This window comes from Streptomyces sp. NBC_01723, assembly GCF_036246005.1.
Lineage (GTDB): Bacteria > Actinomycetota > Actinomycetes > Streptomycetales > Streptomycetaceae > Streptomyces.
The window spans coordinates 6,850,668-6,876,034 of sequence record NZ_CP109171.1; the positions used below are offsets into that span (position 1 = coordinate 6,850,668).

The 25,367-nt window shown below is 67.2% G+C and carries 21 protein-coding genes and 4 pseudogenes; 9 read left to right on the forward strand and 16 right to left on the reverse strand.

The genetic code is table 11. From position 1 onward, the window contains the following. Window positions 1-287: 287 nt before the first annotated feature. The 12 genes and pseudogenes from OIE75_RS32200 to OIE75_RS32255 form a co-directional block, all read right to left on the reverse strand. A pseudogene (locus OIE75_RS32200) lies at window positions 288-961 on the reverse strand (transposase family protein). Between the two features lie 1,787 nt (window positions 962-2,748). After that, entirely contained in the window at window positions 2,749-3,069 is a 321-nt protein-coding gene (locus OIE75_RS32205; RefSeq protein WP_329473044.1) for an integrase core domain-containing protein, read from the reverse strand. Then, window positions 3,066-4,479 (reverse strand): annotated as a pseudogene (locus OIE75_RS32210) (IS30 family transposase). The gene OIE75_RS32205 and the pseudogene OIE75_RS32210 overlap by 4 nt, the downstream one beginning before the upstream one ends. A gap of 257 nt (window positions 4,480-4,736) precedes the next feature. Then, window positions 4,737-5,903, reverse strand: a complete 1,167-nt coding sequence (locus OIE75_RS32215) for a hypothetical protein (protein WP_329473045.1) — start codon at window positions 5,901-5,903, stop codon at window positions 4,737-4,739. Between the two features lie 154 nt (window positions 5,904-6,057). Then, a complete protein-coding gene (locus OIE75_RS32220; RefSeq protein ID WP_329474091.1) occupies window positions 6,058-6,909 on the reverse strand; it encodes an IS5 family transposase in 852 nt (283 codons plus the stop codon). Between the two features lie 89 nt (window positions 6,910-6,998). Continuing rightward, window positions 6,999-7,755: pseudogene (locus tag OIE75_RS32225) on the reverse strand (transposase family protein). Window positions 7,756-8,136: 381 nt separating this feature from the next. Continuing rightward, window positions 8,137-9,603 carry an ATP/GTP-binding protein gene (locus OIE75_RS32230; RefSeq protein ID WP_329473046.1) on the reverse strand — a complete coding sequence of 489 codons (1,467 nt, stop codon included), beginning with the start codon at window positions 9,601-9,603 and terminating at the stop codon, window positions 8,137-8,139. Between the two features lie 68 nt (window positions 9,604-9,671). Further along, a complete protein-coding gene (locus tag OIE75_RS32235; RefSeq protein WP_329473047.1) occupies window positions 9,672-11,168 on the reverse strand; it encodes an SCO6880 family protein in 1,497 nt (498 codons plus the stop codon). After that, entirely contained in the window at window positions 11,158-12,414 is a 1,257-nt protein-coding gene (locus OIE75_RS32240; protein ID WP_329473048.1) for a hypothetical protein, read from the reverse strand. Before OIE75_RS32240 ends, OIE75_RS32235 begins: the two co-directional genes overlap by 11 nt. Then, window positions 12,414-13,172 carry a hypothetical protein gene (locus tag OIE75_RS32245; RefSeq protein ID WP_329473049.1) on the reverse strand — a complete coding sequence of 253 codons (759 nt, stop codon included), beginning with the start codon at window positions 13,170-13,172 and terminating at the stop codon, window positions 12,414-12,416. Before OIE75_RS32245 ends, OIE75_RS32240 begins: the two co-directional genes overlap by 1 nt. Window positions 13,173-13,265: 93 nt before the next feature. After that, entirely contained in the window at window positions 13,266-13,586 is a 321-nt protein-coding gene (locus tag OIE75_RS32250; protein WP_329473050.1) for a hypothetical protein, read from the reverse strand. Window positions 13,587-13,598: 12 nt separating this feature from the next. Continuing rightward, window positions 13,599-14,021 carry a DUF6668 family protein gene (locus tag OIE75_RS32255; RefSeq protein ID WP_329473051.1) on the reverse strand — a complete coding sequence of 141 codons (423 nt, stop codon included), beginning with the start codon at window positions 14,019-14,021 and terminating at the stop codon, window positions 13,599-13,601. A gap of 341 nt (window positions 14,022-14,362) precedes the next feature. On the opposite strand from OIE75_RS32255, the gene OIE75_RS32260 reads away from it, so the two are divergent. The 3 genes from OIE75_RS32260 to OIE75_RS32270 all read left to right on the forward strand — a co-directional run bounded on the left by OIE75_RS32260 (window position 14,363) and on the right by OIE75_RS32270 (window position 17,029). Further along, entirely contained in the window at window positions 14,363-15,412 is a 1,050-nt protein-coding gene (locus tag OIE75_RS32260; protein WP_329473052.1) for a C40 family peptidase, read from the forward strand. Between the two features lie 263 nt (window positions 15,413-15,675). Next, the gene (locus OIE75_RS32265; RefSeq protein WP_329473053.1) at window positions 15,676-16,071 is read left to right on the forward strand and encodes a hypothetical protein; all 396 of its coding nucleotides are present in this window, start codon (window positions 15,676-15,678) and stop codon (window positions 16,069-16,071) included. 199 nt (window positions 16,072-16,270) lie between these two features. Beyond that, window positions 16,271-17,029: a hypothetical protein gene (locus OIE75_RS32270; protein ID WP_329473054.1), complete on the forward strand. Its 759-nt coding sequence runs from the start codon at window positions 16,271-16,273 to the stop codon at window positions 17,027-17,029. 121 nt (window positions 17,030-17,150) lie between these two features. Here the strand turns inward: OIE75_RS32270 and OIE75_RS32275 are convergent. The 4 genes and pseudogenes from OIE75_RS32275 to OIE75_RS32290 all read right to left on the reverse strand — a co-directional run. Beyond that, window positions 17,151-17,382, reverse strand: a pseudogene (locus OIE75_RS32275) (transposase); the annotation flags it as partial. Window positions 17,383-17,639: 257 nt separating this feature from the next. Further along, complete coding sequence (locus tag OIE75_RS32280; RefSeq protein WP_329473055.1) at window positions 17,640-18,191, reverse strand: sigma-70 family RNA polymerase sigma factor; 552 nt, start codon at window positions 18,189-18,191, stop codon at window positions 17,640-17,642. Window positions 18,192-18,446: 255 nt separating this feature from the next. Further along, a complete protein-coding gene (locus OIE75_RS32285) occupies window positions 18,447-19,331 on the reverse strand; it encodes a hypothetical protein (RefSeq protein WP_329473056.1) in 885 nt (294 codons plus the stop codon). A gap of 81 nt (window positions 19,332-19,412) precedes the next feature. Further along, window positions 19,413-20,141 carry a transglycosylase SLT domain-containing protein gene (locus OIE75_RS32290; protein WP_329473057.1) on the reverse strand — a complete coding sequence of 243 codons (729 nt, stop codon included), beginning with the start codon at window positions 20,139-20,141 and terminating at the stop codon, window positions 19,413-19,415. A 314-nt stretch (window positions 20,142-20,455) separates the two neighbouring features. On the opposite strand from OIE75_RS32290, the gene OIE75_RS32295 reads away from it, so the two are divergent. The 6 genes from OIE75_RS32295 (at window position 20,456) to OIE75_RS32320 (ending at window position 25,347) form a co-directional block, all read left to right on the forward strand. Next, window positions 20,456-21,019 carry a DUF6668 family protein gene (locus tag OIE75_RS32295; RefSeq protein ID WP_329474092.1) on the forward strand — a complete coding sequence of 188 codons (564 nt, stop codon included), beginning with the start codon at window positions 20,456-20,458 and terminating at the stop codon, window positions 21,017-21,019. Beyond that, window positions 21,016-21,303: a hypothetical protein gene (locus OIE75_RS32300; RefSeq protein ID WP_329473058.1), complete on the forward strand. Its 288-nt coding sequence runs from the start codon at window positions 21,016-21,018 to the stop codon at window positions 21,301-21,303. The genes OIE75_RS32295 and OIE75_RS32300 overlap by 4 nt, the downstream gene beginning before the upstream one ends. Window positions 21,304-21,345: 42 nt before the next feature. Next, window positions 21,346-21,657 carry a hypothetical protein gene (locus OIE75_RS32305; protein WP_329473059.1) on the forward strand — a complete coding sequence of 104 codons (312 nt, stop codon included), beginning with the start codon at window positions 21,346-21,348 and terminating at the stop codon, window positions 21,655-21,657. Window positions 21,658-21,663: 6 nt separating this feature from the next. Continuing rightward, entirely contained in the window at window positions 21,664-22,467 is an 804-nt protein-coding gene (locus tag OIE75_RS32310) for a hypothetical protein (protein WP_329473060.1), read from the forward strand. A 1-nt stretch (window position 22,468) separates the two neighbouring features. After that, complete coding sequence (locus OIE75_RS32315; protein WP_329473061.1) at window positions 22,469-23,695, forward strand: hypothetical protein; 1,227 nt, start codon at window positions 22,469-22,471, stop codon at window positions 23,693-23,695. Between the two features lie 152 nt (window positions 23,696-23,847). Then, window positions 23,848-25,347 carry an SCO6880 family protein gene (locus tag OIE75_RS32320; protein WP_329473062.1) on the forward strand — a complete coding sequence of 500 codons (1,500 nt, stop codon included), beginning with the start codon at window positions 23,848-23,850 and terminating at the stop codon, window positions 25,345-25,347. The last annotated feature ends 20 nt before the right edge of the window (window positions 25,348-25,367 follow it).

Sequence of the window (25,367 nt, forward strand, 5' to 3'; positions counted from 1 at the left end):
ACCAGCATCCGGAGCGCCGCATTCCCCGTTGAGGGCATGCTGCCTTTGACAAGAACGAACACCCCCAAAAGCGTCGGCAGCAGCGCGACAACATCGGCCGCCCCTGTCGTTCACCATGCGTCGGCGGCCAGCCTTGGAAAGAAGAAGAGGTGGTCGGCGAAGCCGCCGCCTCAATGAGCTGATCCCCTCGGCAAGGGTGCCCGGCGGTTCGGGTCGGCCCGTGACGCACGGGCCGGTACCGCGACCGTCGGGCACCCTTCTGGCTTTTTCGGAGCTGATGAGCTTCTTCAGCGGTGCCGCTCCAGGGTGAGGGCGGCTTTGGCGATTGCCGTCATGCGGTTCGGACTGCGGCGGGCTCTGCGAAGATCCGCCTGGACTTCAGGCGGGCGATGCCTCGTTCGACCGGTGCCCGTCCCGCGGCCAGGGCCCGGTTGGCGGTCTCCCAGGGGCCTGCGTTTGCTGCCTGTGCTCAGCCAGGGGCCACCGCCCTGGTAGGCAAGATCCGCCAGGATGGGAACGCCCTGGCGCTCACGGATCCGGATGATCCGGTGGGTGTGGGCGACGGTCGGGTCATGGGTGCGGCCCGGCAGGGCGGGCGAGAGCCACAGCAGTCGGCCGACGGCGTCGGTGACCACCTGCCCGTTCACACCGTGGCGCCGGTGCTTTTGGGAGGAGTCGGCCCGGCCGTCGCCGACCCGGTCGCACTCGGCGAGGGTGCCGTCGAGCAAAACGAAGTCGGGTTCGTGCTCGCGTAGCGTCTTCAACAGGCCCGGTGCACGTTCAGCGAGCAGGTCGACGACCACGCTGGTGTAGGCGTGGGCGGTGGACTCGAATTGATCCCGAATCCAGCGGCGATCTTCGCGGGGGTGATGTGTTCGCGCAGGTACACCAGTGCCACCCCCGCGCGCGGGGGCGGGCGCAGCTTGCAGCGTCGGCCGCCCTCACGGGTGACGATCACCATGTGACCCACGCCATGAGCTGGACCGTTCCGGGTTCGGACAGGGCGTGCTTGAACTGCCGGGCGAGTTCTTCGGTGGTCCCGGCACGGGTTGCGGGCGCACCCGTGCCGTTGGAGAGGGAAACGAGGTCCCGGATCGGCCGGGACAGGTCGAAGAGCCGGGCGGACGCGTCGGCGGTGGTGCCGACGGCATTTTCTGCTGTGTTCGTGGCGCGTCCTTGTGGCCTCTCCCAGACGCCGATGGACTCCGATGGTGTCCGCGACGGAAACGCGGTCGCTCCGGGCAGTACGGACGACAGTTGACGGAGACGTAACGGAGTCCGGAGACTTCCTCGCAGGGCTGGACGGCAGCCTCGGGTTGTTGCTCCCTTCGTGGTCGACGAGACAGACGTCTTCCCATTTGGTGAGTCTGCGGTAGCAGATAGGGACGCGGGCGATGCTGGTGAGGGCCACGGTGGCGTCCCAGCCGCTTTGAGGACTCGGTGCCTTGCGGGCTGCGCGGTGGACGATACCACGCACGCGTAGCCGTCGCCGCAGGCAGTCCAGGCAGTCCAGTCGGTAACGCCCCGCCCGGTCCAGGGCCTTACTCCACTGGCTGAACCGCCGCCGACGTCGGGCGACGATCTGCTTGTTCAGGGGATTGACAAGTCCTGGCAGCTATCGGCATCCGTGGTCACAGTGGAGTGGCGCCCGAGCCGGCCAGCCGTGCCGACCTTTGCTGTCGTTTTGGTCCGGCGCTCACTCCTGAGGGGATCAATGCGTTCAGATGATGATCCGGGTCACAGCCCACAGATTGTCTTGGCGGGCCTGTCATGGGTGGCACGCCACCGCCCCGCCAGCGGCTCCGTTACTGCCGGCAAGGTCGGTAGGAGCGGCGCAGGTTCCCGGCGCAGACCCTCGTGACGGCACGGGTCAAGGTCAACGGCCGTGCGCCCATGCCAAGCGTTAACTCGCCGGCCGCCCAGATGCCTGACCAACGAACACGAAAGTCTGCAGTCTGGCTTCTGCGCCCTGGGACATGTCGTGTCGGGGGCTCATGGTCAGCGAAGGCCACGCAAGCACCGAAGACGAGGTCCCTGAACCCATGTCGGGCAACAGCGAGAGACATGGCCTCCGTGATCATCGGACTGAGGGCGGTCGCATGAAAGTGATCCTGCCGCGCGTCAACGCTCGACGTGGCTGCGGTAACCGTGACGTGACCGGCAGGCAGCGCTCGAGACACGGCCACACCCCTGCGGGAGCGGAGCGTCCGCAGTGAAGTGTGACGGCGAAACGTTGCGAATTGTGCGTCATCGGACTCTCGGATGGCAACTTCGCCAACTCGCCACTTCCTGTCCGCGTTTGGAGCCGGAGGCGGCCTGCACGGCCACGGTGACAGGCTCCTGCCGTTCCCAAAGGAAGCACCATGAATTCGAGTGAGGTACTCAGGCCATGTCCTATGCGGTGTGGCGGTTGCCGGGCCGGCCCTGGGGCGGAACTCGCAGAGTTGAATTGTTACGTGAATGATGTGAGGTCGCGGAACCATTGATCTCGTCCCTGGAAGTACGTTCGCCGGGCGATGAGACGCGGGACACGGCAGATGAGGATTTGTCCGCGGTCATCGTCCATGCACTGAGGAGCGGATGTGTCTGGCGGACGCTACCGCCGCGCTTCGGGATACCTAAACCAACGGCCCACCGCGGATTTCTTGTCTGACAACGGCTGACCCAATGAAGTTGAGTCGGTCCTCGTGGTTGTGTCCGTGTCAGGAGTTCGACGTTGACTAAACCGCTCCGGGATCGGTGGAGGCTCTATGCGTTGGCTCCAGCCGCCGGTTGGGGCTGGTGTTGAGCGTAGTAGTTGGTCTGGTGCTCGTGGGGCGGGATGTCTCTGATCGCTGTGTGGAGGCGCTGGTTGTTGAACCAGTCGACCCATTCCGCAGTGGCGAGTTCGACGTCGGCAAGGCTGTGCCAGGGCCGACGGGGCTTGATCAACTCCGTCTTGTAGGAGCCGATCTGGGATTCCATGAGCGCGTTGTCCAGGGCGTTGCCGACGGTGCCGATCGGGAGTATCGATGCCGGCGTCGAGGAGGTGGGCGGTGAAGGCGATCGAGGTGTACTGGGTGAGTTCAACCGGTCGATGCAACACCGGGTTGTTGAAGTGAGCGTAGTTGCTCTTCGAAGACTTCGGCGGGGGTCTTCCAGCCGAGGGTCTTGCGGGGCCGGTTGTTGAGTGCGTATGCGACGGCTTCGGGGTCTTCGGCGGACCACCGGGACAGGTCTGTGTCTTTCGGGAAATACTGTCGCAGCAGCCCGTTGGTGTTCTCGTTCGCCGGTCGCTGCCAGGGCGAGTGTGGGTCAGCGAAGAACACCCTGGTCCCGCTCTCCATGGCGAACTGGGCGTGGCCGGAGGGCTCCTTCCCGCGGTCCCAGGTGAGGGTCTTGCGTAGTTGCTCGGGCACCTTGGTCATCGCTTCCGTCAGCGCCGCGTTCATCGCCGTGGCCCCGTATCCGCCGAGCGATGGTCCGTTCTTGACGTACGGTTTCTCGCCCCAGCCGTCCAGCCGTGGGAGATGGACCAGGAGCGTGGACCTGCTGCTGCGCTCGACGAGCGTGCCGATCGCGGACCTACCCGTCCCGATGATCAGGTCACCCTGCCCAATGGCCTGGGACAGCACGGTCGTCGGCCTCGGCCGGGCGCTCGCTGAGAACGACGTCAGCAGTGACGTGGCCCTGCGGCTTGTTCCGGGACCGCGCCCTTGGCGCCCGCAGTGCACGGCCCGTGCGCAAGCACGTGACCAGCTCGCGCTTAAGCGCGCCTCGGCCCTCGATGAACAGCGCCTGGTAAATCGCCTCATGACTGATGCGCATGGACTCATCATCCGGGAAATCGACCCGCAGCCGGCAGGCGATCTGCTCCGGGCTCCATGCCGTTGACCACCGTCTGTCCTGGCGATGGGGCTTGTTCAGGCCCTTCCACGGCGGCGTCGCAGGACCTGGAATGATCGTGCCGTCGGGGCGGCGCACGTCACCGGCGAGTCGGTCCTGCACGTACTTACGCAAACGGCCGTTGCCCACGAGCCTGGCCGTCTTCGGGCGCTTCGCGGCCTGCTGCGCTTTCCACTGGGCCACCACGGCGCGATAGACCGGCTTACCACCCCTGGTCGCGGCGTTGCGACGCAGCTCGCGAGAGATCGTTCCCGGGTCGCGCCCGAGCGTGCGGGCGATCTCACGCACGCCCTTGTCCCGGGCCCTGAGCAAGGCGATCTCCTCGCGTTCGGCGAACGACAGGTAGCGGCCGGAGGGCTCGTCCAGACTCAGCGGCGCCATCCCGCCAGCGTGTCGGAACCATCGAATCCCGACCGGTGCCGACACGCCGACCCCCTCGGCGGCCTGGACCGAGGTGACCCCGGATGCGATCAGACGCCAGAACTCCCGTTGCACAGCACGCGATGGCTCAGGCCGGCCCGGCAACCGCATCGGCGCCCGCATTGCCCTATCCGCTGCCCACTGCCGCCGCGCACCCGGTGGCGCCTGCGGCATCTGCTTCCTCGGTCGTCCCATTGCACACCTCCGTGATCAGAAGGTGTTGCGACGACCACTTCAATCCACCCACCCTGGAGACCATCATTCGCTGCCTATGTGATGAAGAATCCCGAATCAGGGCAGGCGCAAGGCTCGTATTTAGGGCTTGACCTGTATAAACGCCCTCTCGGATCCCAAGGTCCGGAACCGGCTCGCAGTTCAGGCGTCGCGGACAAGGGAGGGGTGGTTGTCTGTGTTCTGGAGGCGGGGCAGGCTCAGCGCCTCTGTCTCTTGGCCGGTTGAGGCGCCGTCGGGTACCCGAAAGCCGGCGGTGCCGCTTGGGAGGGGCCCGGCTGGTGACCGGCCTGGGGACTGGAGAACTGACCGGAACCGGCCGCGGACACCAGATATCTCCCCACTGGGTTCTGCGCCTCGTCCGAGGCAGGCAGAACTCCCGGCAGCGGCACAGCGGCCCCGCTCCAAGACTGTGCAGCCCCCGCACCGGGCAGCCCCAGCCCGGGCTGCACACCGCCGACAACCACACCGGACAAGAAGTCCCGCTGCCGCGCTACCGCCGGGTCGATGTAGTAACCCGCCCTGTTCGGCCGTGGCTTCAGGGGGATCTGCGCATCCGCCAGCACCTTCCCCTCCGCTTCACTGACCACCTTCACAGGGTTGAGGAGGTTACGCATCCGCTGCCGGGCCGCTTTCTCCCACGCGGGCGCGTCCTTCCTGGCCTGCGTGGGGAGGTGGCCGAGGGGGACCTGGGCGGGGTATTCCGGCTCGCCGCTCAGGCCGTACAACCGTGCCATCCCCAGAGCGTTGCTGACATTCGCAGCCGCCCTGGTGTCGTCACTGAGCCGTGGCACCGTCGGGTCGATGTAGTAACCCGCTCCCTGCGGCCGTGGCCTCACGGGGATCTGCGCATCCGCCAGCACCTTCCCCTCCGCTTCACTGACCACACTCGCAGGGTCGAGGAGATGATGCATCCGCTGCTGGGCTGCTTTCTCCCACGCGGGCGCGTCCTTCCTCCGCATGGGGAGGTGGCCGAGGGGGACCTGGGCGGGGTGTTCCGGCTCGCGGGTCAGGCCGTACAGCCGTGCGATCCCCGTGGCGTTGCTGACATTCGCAGCCGCCCTGGTGTCCTCACTGTGCCGCGCTACCGTCGGGTCGATGTGGTAACCCGCTCCCTGCGGCCGTGGCTTCACGGGGATCTGCGCATCCGCCAGCACCTTCCCCTCCGCTTCACTGACCACATTTTCGGGTTTGCGGAGGTTATGCATCCGCTGCCGGGCCGCGTTCTCCCACGCGGGCGCGTCCTTCCTGTACCGCTTGGGGAGGTGGCCGAGGGGGACCTGGGCGGGGTGTTCCGGCTCGCCGCTCAGGCCGTACAGCCGGGCCATCCCCAGAGCGTGCCCTTGAAGGGGAGCCTGCTGATCCATGACATCCTCCATACGCAAACCGCCGACAACACACCCCCTCAACGCAGCACACCGCCCGACGGTTCAACACCCGCCTGCCCTAGCCTCAATACCAGGACTCCGTTGGAGATGTTGGGCAGGTCATGCGGTGACTGAGAGAGCATCTGATCAACGTTCACGCCGATATCAGTGGGATGCCTGTTTCGATTCGCCAGGTTGGTGTGGATTCTCCGGTCAGTTCGCGGGCCATTTTGTTAGCCATCGCCCAGTGGATCATCGACTGTGGTCGCTGCGGCAGGGCTTCGTAGTCCCGTGTCAGGCGGCGGTGCTGCATCAGCCGGCCCAAGGTCCGCTCGATCACCCACCGTTTCGACAGCGGCTCGAACCCCTTTGTCCGTGGCCTCTGTACCACCTCGACATCGATGCCCAGCCGGGCGCCGTGGTCGAAGATGCTGTTCTGGTAGCCGCCGTCGGCCCAGACCTTGGACACGCTGGGACGTGCCGCGGCCAGGTCGTCGAGCAGGAGCTTGCCGCCGGTGGTGTCGTGCACGTTCGCGGCGGTGACCAGGACAGCCAAGACCAGGCCGAGCGTGTCGGTGATCACGTGTCGCCTGCGTCCTTTGATCTTCTTGCCGGCGTCGATGCCCTGGCTGGTCTCGGAGACGTTTGTCGAGGTCTTCACGCTCTGCGCGTCCGCCACGGCCGCAGTGGGCTGCACGCTGCGGCCATGCAACTGGCAGGTCTCGTCGCGTAACAGGTCGTGGACCTGCCGGGTGGTGCCGTCGGCTTCCCACTTCGCGTAGTAGTCATAGATGGTCTTGTACGGCGGGAAGTCGTGCGGCAGGTACTCCCACGGGATGCCGGTGCGGTTGGCGTACAGGATCGCGTTGACGATCTCCCGCGCATCATGGGCCCGGGCCGCCGTCCCCGGCCCAGTCCGTCTCGCCCGCCAGGCCGCGAAGACCGGCTCGATCAGAGCCCAGCGGGCATCGGACACATCACTGCGGTACGGACGACGAGCACTCACCCACCGTGCAACGACCGCCAACGCCACCAGTCACAAACCCATCCCAGAACACCAACTACCTAGATCAGATGCTCTCCTATTGAGCTCTTTCAGAGTTGGCTCTCCAGGGTGAGGAGGGCCTTGGCGATGACGGTCATGCGGTTGGGGCTGATGCGGGCTCTGCGGAAGATCTGCCAGGACTTCAGCCGTGCCATGCCGCGTTCGACGGGAGCTCGAGCCTGGGCCGGTGCGCGGTTGACAGTTCGCTGTGTGGGCGTGAGTTCGCCTCCGGGTGGTCGTTTGAGCCCGGTGGTGGCCCAAGGGCCGGCGCCCTGGTATGCGCGGTCAGCCAGGGCGGGGGCGCCCTGTCGCTCGCAGATCCGGATGATCCGGTGGGGGCGGGCCGAGGTCAGGTCATGGGTGCGGTCCGGCAGCGCGGGCGAGATCCACAGCACCTTGCCGGTGGGGTCGGTGACGGCCTGGTCGTTCACCCCGTGGCGGCGGTGCTTGGCCGGGTAGTCGCCACGGCCCACGGCCGTCGCCGGTCCGGTCGCACTCGGCGAGGGTCCCGTCCAGCAGCACGAAGTCCGGGTCGCTCTCGCGCAGGACCTTCAGCAGGCCCGGAGCCCGGCCGGCGAGCAGACCGACGACGGCCGTGGCGTATGCGTGAGCGGTACCGACGGATATACCGAAGCCGGCCGCGATGCGCGCGAGGGTGTCGTGACGGCGCAGATACACCAGGGCGACCAGCGCACGCTGGTGCGGCGGGAGCTTGCATCGCCGGTCCCCCTCAAGGGTGACGATGAGCATCGTGACCCACGCGACCAAGGCGTGAGACAGGTCGAGTGCGGCAGGATAGAGAACCAACGAGGCTCCTGTGCCGATGGATTGAGACTTCGAACACCTCCCTCAACGGCACGGGAGCCTCGTGCGTTGCGGTCCCTCCTCCCCAGCAGCACCGTCACCCGTTCAGCGGCCACGCTGAAACGGCTCATTGTGTTAGTCCTGGAACGCAACGGCCGTGGAGTTGCCGCTTGGGTTCGCCCCCTCGAGGGCTGCCGAGAAGGATCCGGAAGCGGAAGGTATTGGCTCCAAGGAGACTTCTTGCCGATTCCAGCTGGCTCGACGTGAACAACGGATTTGCAGTCCGACCGGTTCAAGATCCTGGACCTGGCAAGCGGTCCGTTGTCCGCCCGCGGACGGGAAGCTCGGTCCTCGCAGGAGAAGCTCTTCCGCTCCCGGTCTCGCCTACTTGTTCCACCTCTTGTTTGTGTCGTTGACCTCGAGTTCGGCCGCCGTCAGGTCCACGTGCAGGGGGATCCCGGGGCGGTTGCCGACTTTGATGAGGAAGTTGCCAAGCCCGGGCGCGTCCGCCCGGCGGCCGCGATTGGAGGCCCAGGCCGGTGGGGTGGACCAGTCGACCAGCAGACGCCTCTCCGCCTCGTTCAGCTCTACGATCTGTGACAGCTGCGGTATCTCGGCAGGCGGAAGTCCCCCGCAGACCACCATGCCGGCGCGTTCCACGAAGCCCTTCGCCTTGGTGCGGTCCTCCTCCGTCGGCAGGGCCAGCAGATCGTCGATGCTGTGGGTGATCATGGCCAGGCCCACTCCGCGCTGGCGGTCCAGGCGGGTGAGGGCGTTCACGCGGTCGACCAGACCACGGCCGGCCTGGAGGACGCGCCACAGTTCGTCCATGACCAGGAAGTAGTTGCGCTGGGGTTCCAGTCCCGCGTCCGTGAGGGCGTGGGCCGCCGAGACCGCGCCGAATCCGTACGACCAGCAGGACAGCAGCGCCGCGGCCTGGAGCAGGGCCTCGCTGTCGTCGATGCCGCTGACGTCGAAGCAGACCGGGCGGTCCAGCTTCATCGCCTCCGTCGTCGGCCGGGCGAAGGTCCCGCCCAGACGTCCGTCGCCGAGCAGTGCGGTCAGGGAGGCCTCCAGGTTCTCCGTGATGTCGCGGTACCGGGTCAGGTCGCCCCGGTCCAGGGCAACCGCCCGTACGGCTTCCGGCGCGTCCTTGATGACCTGGACGAGGTCACCGAGCACCGGTACCCGGCCCGAGCGCGAGTCGTGCCGGTCGTCCAGGATGTTCAGCGCGGTCGACAGGATCGTCTCCTCACGGTCCGTCGGCGGCCCCGAGCGCAGGATGGTCACCAGTGCGGAGACCATGTTGAGGCGGCGGCCGTGGATGTCCGCGAGAAGCCGCTCGCGGGCCTCACCGGTGAGCCTCGCCGCCGCCCGGGCGGACTCGCCGGGGTCCAGGACGTTGAGATTGCCGCGGCCCCGTCCCAGGCTGATGACCTGCCCGCCGATGGCCCTGATCAGGTCCGCGTAGTCCGGCTTGAGGTCGCCGAAGATCATCGGATGGACACCGTAGCCGGACAGGCCGAGGGCCATGCGCCGTACGACCGTCGACTTGCCGAGCCCCGGCCGGCCCAGTACGAACATCGACGGATTGGCCAGCAGGCTAGTGCGCATGAACCAAGACACGGGATCGCAACACACCGTCGCCCCGGAGTCCAGGTCACGGCCGAGCGGGACGCCGACCATGGGGGTCCCGGCGCCCGCGCCGAACGGCCACAGGCCGCACACCTGTACCGATGTACCGCGCCACTCAGGCGCGGGATCCACATAGCCGACCATGCCGCCGCCGACCCCGGGCCAGCCGCGGGGGGTGGGGCGGGGCGGGCGGAACTGCTTGGTCATGCGTGCCATTGAGGTCTCCTCGTTCTTCGCCGCTCTCCGTCACATCGCTGCGACCGCGTCACACTGCGTCAGATGCCTTACATGGCGTCGCGTATGGTCTGCGGCAGTGCGGTGTGGAGGGGGAGCACCAGGCCAAGAGGCAGCGCCGCGGCGAACGCCGTGGCCTGGGAGCCGTAGACGGGCCGCACCGCGATACGGGCTGCGGGGGCAAGGTTGTCGACCGCGGCGGCGGCCTTCGGCAGGTCTGCGGCAGCGTTGACGGTCGCTGTGATCAGCAGGCCGAAGCGGATCACGCCGTGTCCCTGGGCCTGTTCCTCGGTGGTCCTGCGCGCCGCGATCACCTCCGCGTCCTCGCGTGCCTTTCCGATCTGTTGCTGCTGGGCGGCGAACAGCGCGTTCTTGTAGTCCTGTTGGACGACGCGGGCGCCGTCGGCCGGACTGTGTGGGCGGTACAGGAGGGTGACCCGCTTGCGAGCGATGTCGCGGTTGGGCTGGACCAGCCCGGTCAGGACATTGGAGAACACCTCGCCCTGCGGGGCCTCCGTCATAGCCCACGTCATGCTGAACGCCCCGTCGTGCCGGTAGTGGTCCCAGGCTTCCTGGGCGGCCATGGGCCCGGCTTCCTTCCAGGTCAGCCCGGTGCCGCCGGTCGCCCGCGCCTCTTCCACCAGGGTCGCCACGGTCGGGTCATAGGCGACACGTACCACCTCGGCGAGTTCGGTCGCGGTCATCGGGACGGCCGTACCAGCGCTGGTGAGGGACAGCCCCGCGGTCAGCCCCGGCAGGCGGGTGCCGATGTGCAGCGCCATGTCCTCGGCGCTGCGTCGGGGTGTACCCGGGCGGGCCGCGCCGGAGTACGTCAGCGCGACGCGCGTGGCGATCTGCGCTGAGCCGGCGGGGTAGGCGGCCAGCACCTCGTGGAGCATCGCCGTGGCCAACTGGGGTGCCGCGGCAACGGTGTTGGAGGCGATCTCATGCTGGAGCCGCACCCCGGAGTCGGGTGCGGTCTCAACGGTGACGCTCGCGGCAACGAGATCCGGTTCGGACCCCAGAGCGGAAAGCCATTGGCCCCAGTGAGCCACCCAGGTGTCGACCTGACGCTCGTCGACGAGGGCGGATCCGTCCGCGTCGCAGGAGATGACCACCGTGTGATGGCCGGTCGCCGGAATCGTGATCACTGCGAAGGGGCGGCCGTAGCCGTCCTGAGCCTCCGTCAGCGTCGACCCGGCCGCTAGTCCGGGCAGTTCGCAGGTGCCGTAGCCGGTTCGGCCCAGCGGACCCGACCGGTACAGATGCCCCCCGGAACGGGTGGTGCGCCACCAGGCCAGGCGGACCGCGCCACGCTTCATCAGGGTACGGTCGTGACGGTCCCTGAACGCGAGCGCCGTTGTGACCATCGCCACAGACACCGCCATGAGCAGCGCGGCCCAGACGGAGACCAGTGTGGTCAGCACCACGGCGATCAGTCCGGCGAGCAGCAGCAGCGTCGTGCCCAGGGACAGTCCGCGTAGGCCGGAGGCGCGAGGTTTGCGGAAGTTGCCGTAGGTGCGCGTGGTGGTTTCTTCAACGGTCATGGAACTTCTCCTGCTGGTCGTCGGGGTACTGCCGGACCAGGACGGGCACCGGTGCCGCTGTCTCCTGCCGGTCTTCGGACCGCGTCTCGGCGCTGTTCGCGGTATCTGGCAGGGCGGGACCGGCCGTGGCACGCCGCTGGTCCGGCGCTCCCTGTGCCCCCGCGGCGCTCCGGGTGGTTCTCGGACCACTCGTTCGCGCGCCCGTGGCCCGCTGGTTCACGGCGGCCCCTGCCACCGATCGTCCGGTGGCCAGGCTGCGCATGTGCGACACGGCCATTGCCCCGGTGGCTGCCGCCGCCGTTCCACCAACTCCGGCAGAGCTCTTGGCCGTCCGGCCCGCGCCGGAGACCGCGGCTTGGACGACGGGAGCCGCGAACCGCATCAGCGCGGGCAGCGTGAAGCAGGCCAGGACGATCAGTACGACCCCGGACACCATGGAGACGACTTCGTTGTCCTCTTCCTGGCCGCTGATGGAGAACGCCGCCGCGTAGACGACGGCTGCGGCCGGCTTGTACAGCACGAACGCGAGGAGCCAGCCCACGGACCTACGGAACCAGAGCCGGCCGGCGGGGGTGGAGCTGGCCGCCGCCGCCAGGGGCAGCGTCCCCGTGAGGATCACGAGCATGGCCATCCGCACGATCATCAGGGCGATCTGCGCCACAGTGCCGGTGATCACCAGAATGGCCATGATCAGGACGAGGAACGACGAGTCCGTGCCGCCCAGGGCCAGCATGGCCGATGTGCGCTTTTCGAACTCGCCCACGCACTGCTCGACAGGTTCCCCGCCGGCGCTGATCTGTCGGCAACCCGTGGACCTGTCGATGATCCAGACACTGAATCTGTCCCCCGCCGAGGTCAGCAGGGCAACGGTGGCGACCCCGACAGAGGAGACCATCATCAGGTTGAGGAGCCCTTGGAGAGCTTGCCGAGCTGTCTCGCCACGTCGCTGCCAGGCGATCTGCCCGGCCGCGACGAGCAGGCTGAGTACGGCGGTGAATGAGGTGATCCACAGCGTGGAGCCTTGGAGGAACGCCACCGGTCCGGTGTCGTCGCTGAGGTCGGGAGTGCCCAGGTTCATCCAGGCGCTGCCGAGCGCCTCAACAGTCGTACTCGCCGCCTTCGCGGCGCTCTCTGCGATCTCGTCGAACGCGCTTTCGCCGAGGTTCGACGGGACTGCTCCGGCCCCGTCACCCACGCAGTAGCCGCCGACCGAGGGCGACACCCAGCCGAAGTCGCAGCCCGCCATCAGACGCCCCCCCACTCGGCGTATCCCGCGAGAGAGCCGACAGGGATGGGCGCGGCAGGGGCGGCCGGGTACTCCAGCAGCCAGTCGCCGTCCCGCCACAGCACCGTGGTGGTGGCGGCCTGCATCCCACCGTCGGGGTACCGCCACACGGTCTGGATGACCGCGGTGCTGTCGTCGTAGGTGACGAACTTGAATCCGGCGATCTGCCCGTGGGCACCACCGTCCGAGTTGGTGGGCGATTCCTTCTCGGCCTTGGTCCGCCCGGCTATGTAGGCGTCGCGGCCCGCGCCGACGGTCTGGACCCGGGTCACCTTCCGCCAGTCGTGGGCCGCCACATGACGCACGCTGATCTGGCTGGTGGCCAGCAGGGCGCCCACGGGAGTACGTGCGTAGCACCGAGCCACGTCCTGACCGGTCACGGCGGGGCCCGATTCCTCGGACGCGGGCAGGGCGACGGCGCCGAACAGCGTCCAGGTCACTCCCCGGGGAGCGGCGGTGGGCACGTCCTGCCGGTTGTCGGGGAGTTTCGGGCACCGCTCACCGCTGGAGGGTGCGGACGACGACGGGCCGGAGTGACGGCCAACGGAGGGTTGGGAAGTGGTGAGGGCGTCGCCCCTGCCGGAGGGGTCCGAGGTGAAGATGACCGCCCCGGCGACGACGGTCACGAAGCCGATGAACGCGGCGGCGAGGACGAAGCCGCTGCGCAGCCACGGACTTCGCGGCTCGTCGGGCGTCGTGTGGATGGCGGGGTCTGCCATGGGTTCCTCCCCCTCCTGATGAGTGGTCGGGTGATGGTTGGCGGGGCGGGCGGACGAAGCGCGACGGGGGTCTGACGCGAAGTCGCATTCTGTCTAGATGAACGCGCCGACGATGCCCGAGGCGGAGCCGACGAGCAGGCACGCTCCCAGGACGAAGCCGAGCCCCCTGACATGGTCACGACCGCCTCCCCGGGAGTGGTCGACTGCCATCCGGGCGGCGACACCGAAGATGCCCGCGACGCACAGGGTGGTCACGGTCCAGGCCACCCACCTCAGCACCTGCAGCAGGTCCTCGGCTCCGGGCGGTGCTTCTCCGCCGCCGACGTCGGGCACGCCCGAGGGCTGCGGCGAGGCTGCGGCCGCATGGGTCAGATACGGCGAGGCGTCCAAAAGGGCCGCCAGCAGAGTGGACAACTCGGTTCCCCTCTAGGTGAATTGAGTGAGTCGGATCAGGTCGCGGGCGAGGGGCGAGCACTCCTTGGGCAGATGCGGTTCGCCAAGCCGCCAGGCCTCCACCCATGGGATCTCCCACAGCCGTGGCACGGCACCCGACACCAGTGACACCCGGTCCCGCAGCGCCCGAGGGCGCCGGCCGGGAGTGTCGGCGACAACGACCAGGCCCAGCAGGTCGATGCCGGTGACCATGCGCGAGGCCCACTGCTGGGCGGCGCTCTGCGCCGCTGCCAGACCGTGCGCCGTGGAGCGAGCGACTAGTACGACTGGCTGATTCCCCTGGGCCGTCGGCCAGGCCCGCCCGGCGTCCCGGCCGCCGGGCACGGCCTGCTCGAGCGTGCTGACGCCCGCGCCGCCGTGCACACCGAGCCACCACCAGGAATGCCCGTCGCCCACCGGCGGACGAGCGACGGGCAGTGCCTGCTCCGGCTGCGGTACTCCGGTTCCCTGGGGGGCTTGAGGGCCGAAAAGTCCGGTCGACACACCTTGAACCGATCGCCTGGGTTTCCCGTTGATGCCACCCGAACGGCCCGACTGTGGCAACCAGGGATTGATGACCGGTGCATCCCCTGTCAAGACGTCTCCTTCGACCATCAACACAATGAGCCGAATAATACACACAAGTTGATAAATCGCAACAAATTACTTTTCTTGAAGTTGAGTACAGATAGGACTGATTTGCGCATGTGTGACTCTGCGTCTTCGCGGGGGTTCACCTCTCACACCGGAAGTTGTCGGTGAACGGCCACCCCGGCCGGGTGAGGTCAGCCGCACTGGCCACAGGGTCTGTCGTCCTGGGACTCGTCGGCTCTCTGGTCGGTCTGTCGGTCCTCGGCGCTGTGGGCCGCGAACAGGGCGTCGAACCCGTTGGACTGGTCACCGGGCTCAAGCCCGGACGCATACCGCCCGAGCATGTCCATTGGATCGAGCGTGCCGGCAGCCTCTGTCCGGAGGTCAGTGCACCGCTGCTGGCCGCGCAGATCGAGGCGGAGTCGGGCTGGGACCCGACAGCCGTGAGCCATGCACAGGCCGAAGGGCTGAGCCAGTTCATCCCCAGCACATGGGCTACGTGGGGCGTAGACGCGGCGGGCAAGGACGGCAGTCCGGAACCGGACGGTGTGGCCGACCCGTTCACCCCGGGCGACGCGATCATGTCCCAGGCGCGCTACGACTGCTGGCTCGCGGACAGGGTCAGCGAGATGAATATCGGTGGCGACCCCACCCGGCTGATCCTCGCCGCGTACAACGCGGGCCCTGGAGCGGTCGAACGGGCCAACGGAATACCTCCCATCCCCGAGACCCAGAGCTACGTCATCAAAATCATCACGTCGATGACCAGGTACACCGGCACCGAACCGGCAGCCGCCGACGGCTCGTTCGGTGCCCGGGTGGTGGACAACGCGAGGAAGTGGCTCGGCACCCCCTACTCGTGGGGTGGCGGCGGGCCGGAAGGCCCCGGCCGCGGCTTCGCTCAGGGCGCCAACACCGTGGGATTCGACTGCTCCAGCCTCGTGCAGAACGCCGTTTACCACGCCGCAGGCGGTAGTGTTCTCCTCCCTCGTGTCAGCCAACTCCAGGTCAAGTCCGGCGAAGCAGTGTCCCGCGACGCCATGCGGCCCGGCGATGTGATCGGGTTCCAGCTGGGCGGCAGTTACGACCACATCGGCATCTACATCGGTGGGGGGCAGTTCATCCACGCGCCGAAGACCGGTGACGTGGTCAAGATCAGCGACCTCGCCGAGCCCTATTACGCCGGTAAGCCCCAGAAGGTCAGGCGGTTCGGATGACTCGCCTCCGTACACGAGGCGCCGCCGGTGCGGCGGCACTCACGCTCGGCCTGCTCGTCGGCGGGTGTGGTTCCGCTAGTGGCGGTGGCGCTGAGGAGCACGCATACGCGGCGCGATCGGCTCCTGCGGCGACCGGCACCGGACCGTATCCGACACCGTCCGCCTCCCGCACGAACGCACCCGCGCTCCCGGAACCCAAGGGCACCGGTGCGCCCCGCGGAAGAACGATCCGCCCTCAGGACGTCGACCAGACCGATGCCGACATGGTCAGCAGAGGCACACTCGCAGGGCTGTGGACCTTCGACACCACCACCGACCGCGGGCCGCACGACGCCGAGTTGCGCACCGCGGACGCGGGTTGGCTGACCGAAGCGCACGCGGACCGGCTCCGCGCGCACCGGCCCCAGCCGGTCACTGATGCCCAATGGCAGCAGTGGATCAGACACCGCGCTCACACCACCGTGGTGGTGAAGAAGTCCGAGGACGCCGCCCGGCCTCCCGACACCGACACCGGGGCATGGCGTCAGTGGACGGTCACCGCCACCCCGTCGGGGCGCAATGGGTGGAAGGGCGAGCTTGTTGTCGTCACGGCCTACGTACACCTCACCCGCACGGCGGTCGGCACGTCATGGCGGGTCGCCGATGTGACCGTCCGCTAGGACTTGTTTTTCTCAGCCGGGCCGGGGCGTCCAACTGCATGGGAGCAACGTCATGTCAATGCACGAGTCAGCGAATATACCGGCCTGGCCGGTCTACGACCTCACTGTCCAAGACGACTGCCGGGTCCTCGTGTCAGGACCATTGATTCCCACGTCAGGGCACGCTACGCGTGCCTCCGCCATAGCCGTCGTGGCAAGCGTGGCCGCCAGGCTCGGCCGGGCCGTGCGGGCAACGGCCGTCGAAACGGGCGGCGAGGTCTGGCAGCTGATCATCTCATCCGACGGAAATGTGAGCGAGGTCCCGGCCGGCAAACCGCACACCCCGGTGACCAAGAAGCGCCTGAACAAGCGCCCGACAAGAGCTACCGCGATCGTCCGCGGTGCCTCCACGTCCCAACCCGGCCCGCAACAGGGGACCGAGGCGTTCACGGAATCTCTGGCCGTGGTCAGGAGCCATCTTGACGCGGGCCGTACCGACCAGGCCAAGACGCTCGCCGCACAGCTCGACAATCGGGCCACGGGCGTCCTTGGTGTCTCGCATCCCGGCACACTGGGAATCCGCGAGATCCGCGCACGGGCCACCGCTCTGGCCGGAGACACTGTCGGCGGCATTCAGTTGTACCGCGACGTGGCCGAGCGCTGGCATCTCCGAGGGGACGCCGAACAGGCGGAGGCAGCGGCAAGCCGTGCTGAACTGCTGTGGATGCAGATCACCCGAGTCGACGAGGCGCTGTCCGCCGGGGTCGCTGTCATCCGTATGCGCAACCAGATCCCCGGCAAGGCGGGAGAAGCGCTCACCGCGGTCTTGGAACACAGGGAGTGGCTGCTGAAGGCTCACCACACGGGCGGTGCGGGGGCGGCGGGGGAACAACCCGTGATGGACAGACCCGCGCCGCGAAGCACCCGGCCCGGCTCGACCTGGGAACGGCCCGCGCTGGACGCCCGGAAGGCAAGCTGAGCCCGGTCTCTCTGCGGAGACCCCCGTAACCGTCACGCCCACCGGCCGATGAACGATTCGCGCCCTCGCGGTGCGGACGACGACCCAACCTTGCTCGGTGCCTGTCTCAGAACCGGTGATAGGGGTGGGTCAGGCGCAGGCGGAACAGCTGGTCGCGGGCGGGGATGCTGTCGTGCGTAGACCTTGGTGACCATCACGGCCAGAGCCATGCCGCGCATGTCGACCGCCAGGTGCCGCTTCCTGCCGTTGATCAGCTTGCCGCCGTCGAAGCCTCGGGTGTCCTGACCCACGGTCTCGACACCTTTGACGGACTGGGAGTCCAGGATCACCGCGACGGTGCGGGGATTGAGGCCGTCGTGGACACTCTCCACCACTGGGGCCATGGCGCACCACCCGGCGCGGGCCGAAGCGTCGGCGTCCTGCGTCGGCTGCGGAACCCCGGCCCGGCGATACGCCCAGACTCCACCTCACACCATCAGCATCACCAGATACTGAGCCAACATGGTCGAATCTCGACCCTATTGAGCTTCCTCAACAACTACCCCGGCCAGCCCCACCGACATCCCATCAGTCACAGAACGTCACAAATCGCTGGATCTGACACAGCTTCTCAGGCGGCGGACAGATGCTGTGCCGACTCCTCGTCGGCGTTGTCGACGGCACTCTCGGCAAGCTCCATGGCCAGCCGCAGGAAACGTACCGCGTGATGCACACGCGACTTGACGGTGCCCGTCGGAACGCCGAGTACCTGGCCCGCCTCGCGCATCGATCTGCCGGCGTAGTACGTCTCGTACAGCACCTCACGATGAATGGGGGACAGCTGCTTGAACGCCTCCCTGAGAAGCATGGAGGAAAGCAAACAGTCCACGCCGTCAGGCATGGGCAGCAAGTCCTCCAGCCAGGTGTTGCCGTTGACCTCCTGGGGACGGGTCTTGCGCATCCGGAGCTCGTCGATCACGAGGTTGCGGGCCACTCTGAACAGCCACGGACGCAGGTGCTGGCCGGCGGCCAGGTCCTGCGTCCGCCAGCAGCGCAGCAGCGCCTCTTGGACGATGTCCTCGGCCTTGTGACGGTCACCGTTCAACAGCCGTACCACGTAGGTGTACAGCGGGCCCGCCTGGTTGTCGTGGAGTGTGCGCATCGCGCGTTCCGCAGTGCTCACCGCTCCCAGGGAACCCAAAACCGTCAAAGTCACGTTCTTCTCCCTTTGTCCATGACCTTGGGCGAAGGTCAGGTCTCAAGGCCGAACCAGGAAGCCTCGATCAGGGGGAGTGTTGCGAGTGAGTCTCCACATCGCATTGACGTTCTATTGACGTTCAAACATCGGATTCAGCCGAGTTTGGCCGAATCGAGGACCTGCCGCAGAAGGGGGAGAGCCTGTACTGACGCGCTTCTCCCCGGCGACCTGCGCTTTCTCTCAGAACGCGCCGACGTGGCCCGTGGCGGACTCAGTGACAAGGGTGCGTATACGCCGGTCCACGTACCTCACCAGTTCGACATCCCCTGCGGCCACATTGCCTTCCATGGCAAGCCGGGACCATGCGGCGAGCAGGGCCCGGCCGTGGTCGACAGCGGACGGCAGGTCGTCGATCAGCTGCCACCCGGCGACCGCTCGCAGCAGGTCGGCATGGGCCCGTGGGTCACCCTGCTGATGACGAATCAGGGTGAGTTCGAGGCAGGTGGCTGTCGCGGCGACGTGATTGCCGCTCTTGTGCGCGGCGTACGCCGCCAGCGCCTGTGCTTCCAAGGTGTACGGGTGTTCGGCGCCGAAGGCTCGCGTGGTGTGCTCCTGCAACCTGAAGGCGAGCGCCGCCGCCCGCTCGGGCGCTCCGTTGTCGATGGCGTGGCCGATACGCGCGACGAGTTCGGCGAGTTCGTCCGGGACGAGCACCGGTGTATCTGCGTCGGTGCGTGGTGTGCCTTCGTCGGGCGGTGAGTCGGTCGAACGGCCGGGGACCAACGCCGTTCTGGCAGACGGCAGTTCGGCCGGTCGTTGTTCGACCAGGCTTGAATCTGCCGGACCCGGCCTCGCCGCGGGCAGGGGCTCCGCCTCGGTCAACTCCTGGTATCTCTCGTGCCGCACGACGCGGCTCGAACCGTCGGCGGCGACCTCGACGCGAGTGGCGTACCCCGCCCGCCGGTCGACGATCATGACCTCGACGGGTCCGCCCCTGGCCCGTGCCCGTCGCTGCATCGTGTCGAGCACGGCCACGTTGACCGGTTCGCCGTCCGGCAGGGGGAAGGGTACGCCGTCGACCGTCACACGGCCGTCGGGGGCGATGAACACCTCGGAGGCGATCACCCCCCGCTCGGCACCTTCCTGCCCATCGCGCCCCCACCGGACTTGCTTCCTGAGCACCCGATGACTCCTTCGCTGTTCTGATCACTGCCCACCGGTGGGCGACGGGTTGATGCTGTCGAGTGGCAGTGGGCTGATGGTGGGGTACGCGGATCCTTCGGGAACCTTGACGGCACCCGAGTACACGACGAACGAGCTCCTGACGCCGTAGACGTAGCTCTGCGCGCCGGAGTGGGCCGGTACGCCACCCGACTCTTTGACCGTGTCCAGGCCCACGTGGTAGGCGGCCAGGGTCAGGTCGAGGAGATCTCCCTCGACCTCGTTGTTGGCAACGAGTTCGTCGATGTGCTCGGCCAGTGAGCACATGTATCTGCCCTGCGCCATGATCGAGTCCGCTGCGTCCAGGGCCGAGGTCTTGTCGTTGTCGTCCTCGTCCTCGCCGAACTCCTCGAACTTGTCCGGGGGCAACTGGGAGATCCCCTCGGCCCCGTCGGGCCCGACGAGTCTCTCGTTGAACATCGACTCCAGCTGGATCTGCGAGGCGATGACGACCGGGCCGATCTGTGTGCATTCGGCCCCGGCGTTCTTGATGTACTCAAGGAACTCCCCGGGAACGCTGGGTTCGTACAACTCGCCCCGCCCGTCACCGCCGAACGCCTCGGCGACCTGGCTGCTGTCCCCTGTCGCACCGCCGGCGCCTCCTCCGCAACCGAAAATGTCGCAAATAATAACCAAAGGCAAGAAGAAGGTATAGATGATGAATACGATGATCGCCCCGATCAGGATGATCAGGATGATCAGGGGGAAAAGCATGAATCCAGAGAGAGCCGTACTCCCGGCGGCAGCCATGAGCACGGCGTTCCTGCTTTTGGTGGCCTGACCGCTGGTACCTCTACTCACACCCAGTCGCTCCCTTCATGTTCGCCCGCATCCCTTGGTTCCGAGCACTGCTGAACCAAGGCATGTGTTTTCCCGTAGTGGCTGCCCGACGGATCACCGCAGGCCCGCACCGGCGCAACGGACACAGCGTCCGATCAGTTCAATGCGGATCCGTCGCGACAGTTCAGAACCAAGGGAAGGGGTGGACGCTCATGGGTGTCCCACCGGCGCCGTCGGCCGGCCCGCAGATGTGGATTCGTGGACCGGCCGCTCGACAGGACGTCACTGCGACAGCTGTGCCGCGGCGCCCAGCGGCGAGGACCACGCGTCCCGATGCGGCCGCGCCCGCCCAACACGCGCCCTCGCCTCACCGGGGGCAGCCGGTCGCCTGGGTCAACGCACACGGCGGTGGCGGGGCGAGCACGCTCGCGCGGGTGCTGGGCGGCGCGGACCTGCGCCTTCGGTGGCCCGAACCGGCCCGGGGCGAACCAGGCGGAGTCCTGCTGGTGGCCCGTACGCATGCCGGTGGCATGCAGGCGGCATCCCAGGCACTGAACGTGCTGCGCACGGGGGAGCATCCAGCCGGGGTGCACCTCATCGCCCTCGTCCTCGTCGCCGACGCGCCGGGTCGTCTCCCGCGCTCACTCGGCCGACGCGTACGCGTGCTGCGTTCGGCGGCCGAAGTCCACCGTGTTCCCTGGATTCCGGCGTGGCGTCTCGGCGAGGAGGTGGATCCGCTGCCGAATGCGGTACGTGCGCTGGCGGAACTCGTTTCCAGCCCGTCCTCCGGACGAAACGCGGGACCGCGATGAGCCGCGCGCAATCCGTGACCGGCGACTTCGGGCCCAACGGGCAGTTCGATCCGAATCCCCAGGCGAGCGAACTGCTCGGCAACCTCGCCTGGATGGTGACGGCCGCCGCGGTCGCGGGAATCATCGTCGTCGGCATCCAAATGGCCCTGCAGCTGCGCCGCGGCGAGATGGGTGAAGGAGCCACCTACTTCCGAGGGCTTGTCATTGTCCTTGGCTCTTGCGTTCTCTGCGTCAGCGCGGGACCGCTCGTCAATTTCGTTATCATGCCTTACCTGCTTCGCTGACCGCACTTGAACATCCGACTTGTTTCGACATTGGAGCCCCGAATGAAGAACATCCTGCGAGACCTCTCCACTGCGGGCCAGAACTACCTGGCCACCGGTGAGGTCCCCTCCCCAAAGCGGCAGGCACCTCAATCCCTTGCCGACGCCATCGACACCGTGCTGGGAATCGCCAGTTGGGCCGGCACCGCCGCCGGTGTGGCGGGTGTCCTGGTCACCGGAGTCATGATGGCTGTGTCTGTAAAGGGCGGTCAGGGACAGGGTTCTGAGCACATGAGCCGCCTGGGCATGGTGATGGGAGGCTGTGTCCTCGTCTCCACCGCGGGGCCCATCGTCACATTCTTCTTTTCTCAGTGATCCTCCGTGAGAGAGATCACCAACATGTTTCGCTCCATACGGAAACGGGAGCCCGTCGAGGGACCTTTCTACAAGCAACGCGGCTGGATCAGCTCGGCCGGGTTCCTCGTCTTTCTCGTGGTCATGTCACTGGTGGCCCTCTCAAGTGGCAACACCACCGATACCTCCTCCAGGAAGGCGGGGATCGCGGCCGCCAGCCGGGAGATACTCTCCGGGCTCAGCGGCCCGCTGTCCCCCGGTGATCCGCAAGAGACCCGGGACGGTCGGGGAGATCGGCCGGAGAACTGCCGGACCGACGACCGGGACACTTCGCGCCCTACCACCACGCCGGCCGATCTACGGTGGCGTCAGCTCGTCGGCAGGATGGTTCCCACCTCGAGGTCGGCAGGGCCGCTGCACACCGACGAGTCCATCTGGTGGTGCTTCGCCCACACGCCCACAGGTGCGGTACTGGCGGCGCACGTCATTCCCGTCCAGCTGGGCGGCACCGCGTGGCGCACTGCCGCGGAGCAGCAGATCGTGCCCGGTGAGCCGCGCGACAAATTCGTCATCAGCAAGGCCGAGGCCGGGACGACAGACCTCGAGCAGAGCCTCATCGGTCGGTTCATGGGGTTCTCGCTGAAGTCCTACTCGGGTGAATCCGCGACCGTACGGCTGCTCCTCACCAATCCCATAGGCGGCTACCTGAGTACGTCGGTGTCCATGCGCTGGCGGGACGGCGATTGGAAGGTGGCCCCTCTGGACGACGGGTCGCTCTACACACGAATGCGGCAGGCGAAGCCCAGCGGCTTCTCCGCATGGGGAGAATGACATGTACTTGGCCGATAGCTGCGACGACAGCATCGACATTGGCAAATTGATCTTCGGCAATCCGATCGCCGAGATGATGAGGGTGGTTGCCAAGATCGCGATGCGCGGCGCATTCGCCATCTTCGATGCCGTGGGAAGCATCGACTCGTACAACGAGCAGTCGTCGGGAGTGATCAACCGCCAGACGCAGTGGATCGTTGTCTATCTGGCAGTTGGTTCGATCCTCTTCGCCGCGATCAAAATGGCTCTGGACAGGCGTGCCGACAGTGGTCAGGTCGCGCTGAAGGGCATCCTGCGGATCACCTTGGTCAACACGGCCGCGAGCACCGTGCTCATCACGTTCACCATCCTTATGGACAGGTACTCCGACCACCTGTTCAGAGGCGCCCTCGATGACCTGATGGGCGGAATGGACTGCAGTGACGAAATCCCCTCCATGCTGCTTCTGGTCCTCGCCTGTCTCCTCATCGTCTCCGGCATCATCCACGCGCTCCTGATGTGGATCCGCCTCGGCGTGATGATCATTTTGATGGGCACGCTCCCCTTGGCTGCCGCAGCCTCCATGACCGAGTGGGGCGGCACATGGTGGCGCAAGCACATGGGGTGGATGATCGCCTGGCTGCTGTACAAGCCCACTGTCAGCCTTGTGTTCTTCTCGGGCTCAGTCATGATGAACTCACAAGTGACCGGCAGCGATGGAGCCACCAAAGTCAATACGCAGGTCGCGGGAATGGGAGTGCTTCTGCTATCGGCCATAGCCCTGCCGGCACTGATGAGAGTGATCGTGCCGGCGACGGAGGCTCTCGGCGCTGACTCGGTCGAGAAAGCCGCCATGAGCGCCGCCGGCAGTGTCGCCTCAGGAGCGAAGTCGCTCGGCGGAGGGGTGGCCTCTATCGCAGGTGGCGCCACCGGTCTCGCTGGTGGCGCCACCGGAGCCCTCAAGCCCTCGGGAGCGAGCAGTGGCAACTTGCTGAGCGGAGGCGGCGAGGGTGGCGGTGGCGGCGGAGGCGATGACAGTTCGCCGTCGGGCGGAGGCGATGACAGTTCGCCGTCGGGCGGAGGCGGCGGAGGCGAATCCTCGGGCGGAATAGACAGCTCGTTGTTGGGCGGCGGAGGAGCCTCGTCAGGCAGGTCCGAGCCCCAGATGTACTCCGAGGCGTGGTACGAGAACCTACACAACAGAGCCACTGAAGAGAGTATGTACCGAGACATTCCCCGCGACGGGTGAGCAGCGTCAGACCCGTGTAAGGCGGGTTTCCTCCCGCTCATTGGCCGCGCTCCCTCGTAGTCCGGAGGCCAGAGCTTTCCAGGGGCCGGACCGCGATCCGGTCCAGGACGGCCCCCACGGCCCACTCACCGTAAGCGAAGCAGGTATTTGCCATGTCCACCGAAGCCGCCGTCGTCCATCCCACGTACGGGAACTGGCGCAGGCCCAGACGGCCCGGGCTAGGGCCGCTCGGCCTCATCGGCACCATCGGAGTGTTCGGCGGGATCGTCATCGATCTCATCCTGTCGCTGATCTCACTCCAGATCACGCTGGTCGCCCTCGTCATGCAGGCCCTGTTGCTTCTGCCGCTGACCGCGCGCACGCAGGACGGGCGCAACGTCTACCAGCTCATCGCCCTGCGTATCAGCTGGTTCCACCGCAAGGCCAAGGGATCGACCACCTACGTCTCAGGTCCGCTGTCCTCACGCCCGGGCGGCCGGTTCCCTCCGCCGGGCCTGCTGAGCCGGGTCAAGGTCAGTGAAGGAAGGGACGCCTACGACCAGCCGTTCGGCGTGCTGCACCATCGCAGCCGGAACCTCTACACCGTCGTGCTCGGCTGCGAACCCGACGGTGGTTCTCTCGTCGACCACGACCAGGTGGACACCTGGGTGGCGTCATGGGGCCACTGGCTTGCCCGGCTGTCCGCCGAACCGGGACTGCGCGGCGCCTCTGTGGTGGTCGAGACCGCCCCGGACACGGGAAGCCGATTGGCCAACGAGCTGCTGCCCCGTATTCACCCCGACGCTCCACCGGCTGCGCGGGCGGTCATGGAGGAAGTGGTGGAGCGGTACCCGATGGCGTCCTCTGAGATGCACACCTACATCACGCTGACCTACGGGTCACCCAACGGTCAGAAACGCAAGGACGACGACGAGATCATCACCGAGCTGGCGATCCGCATTCCCGGCCTGTTGGCGGGACTGGTGGCAGCAGGTGCCGGATCGGCCGCACCACTGTCGGCCGAACGCATCGCCGAAGTCGTACGCGTGGCCTACGACCCGGCCGTCGCGGGGGACATTCTCGACGCCCGCGCACAACACGGCGGCACCGGCCTGGACTGGGATGACGCAGGCCCTGCGGCGACTGTGGAGAAAGCCAACTCCTATCAGCACGACTCAGGGGTGTCTCGGACCTGGATGCTCACCCTCGCACCACGGGGCACAGTCCGTGCCAACGTGCTGCGCGGCCTCCTGGAAGCCACTCCGGGTACCCGCCGAAAGCGCGTCGCCCTGCTGTACCGCCCCATCGACCCCGCGACGTCCGCGCGCATTGTCGAGGCCGACCGACGGGCGGCACAGTTCATGGCTACCTCACGGCGCGGCATGGTGCAGGCGCGAGCCGCTAACGAGGTGCGCGCCGCCGAGCAGACCGCTGTGGAGGAGGCCACCGGCGCCGGCCTTGTGGAGTTCTCACTGATGGTCACGGTGACGGTCGACACCGACTCCGAATTGGACGACGCGAACATGTCGATACGCAACCAACTGGCCGGAGCACGGCTGTCGATGCGTCCGGCCGACCGGATGCAGGCCGCCGCGTTCAGCTGCACACTCCCAGCCGGGATCTTGCCGTGGGAGTACACGCTGGTACCGCGCGAGGTGAAGGAAGCACTGTGACCACGAGGAAGACGACCAGG

Coding starts and splice junctions, on each gene's coding strand:
- OIE75_RS32215 (WP_329473045.1), bottom strand. CDS start 5,903: ATGGATCAGCAGGCTCCCCTTCAAGGGCACGCTCTGGGGATGGCCCGG.
- OIE75_RS32230 (WP_329473046.1), bottom strand. CDS start 9,603: ATGGCACGCATGACCAAGCAGTTCCGCCCGCCCCGCCCCACCCCCCGC.
- OIE75_RS32235 (WP_329473047.1), bottom strand. CDS start 11,168: ATGACCGTTGAAGAAACCACCACGCGCACCTACGGCAACTTCCGCAAA.
- OIE75_RS32240 (WP_329473048.1), bottom strand. CDS start 12,414: ATGGCGGGCTGCGACTTCGGCTGGGTGTCGCCCTCGGTCGGCGGCTAC.
- OIE75_RS32245 (WP_329473049.1), bottom strand. CDS start 13,172: ATGGCAGACCCCGCCATCCACACGACGCCCGACGAGCCGCGAAGTCCG.
- OIE75_RS32265 (WP_329473053.1), top strand. CDS start 15,676: ATGGTCAGCAGAGGCACACTCGCAGGGCTGTGGACCTTCGACACCACC.
- OIE75_RS32290 (WP_329473057.1), bottom strand. CDS start 20,141: ATGCTTTTCCCCCTGATCATCCTGATCATCCTGATCGGGGCGATCATC.
- OIE75_RS32295 (WP_329474092.1), top strand. CDS start 20,456: ATGTGGATTCGTGGACCGGCCGCTCGACAGGACGTCACTGCGACAGCT.
- OIE75_RS32300 (WP_329473058.1), top strand. CDS start 21,016: ATGAGCCGCGCGCAATCCGTGACCGGCGACTTCGGGCCCAACGGGCAG.
- OIE75_RS32305 (WP_329473059.1), top strand. CDS start 21,346: ATGAAGAACATCCTGCGAGACCTCTCCACTGCGGGCCAGAACTACCTG.
- OIE75_RS32315 (WP_329473061.1), top strand. CDS start 22,469: ATGTACTTGGCCGATAGCTGCGACGACAGCATCGACATTGGCAAATTG.
- OIE75_RS32320 (WP_329473062.1), top strand. CDS start 23,848: ATGTCCACCGAAGCCGCCGTCGTCCATCCCACGTACGGGAACTGGCGC.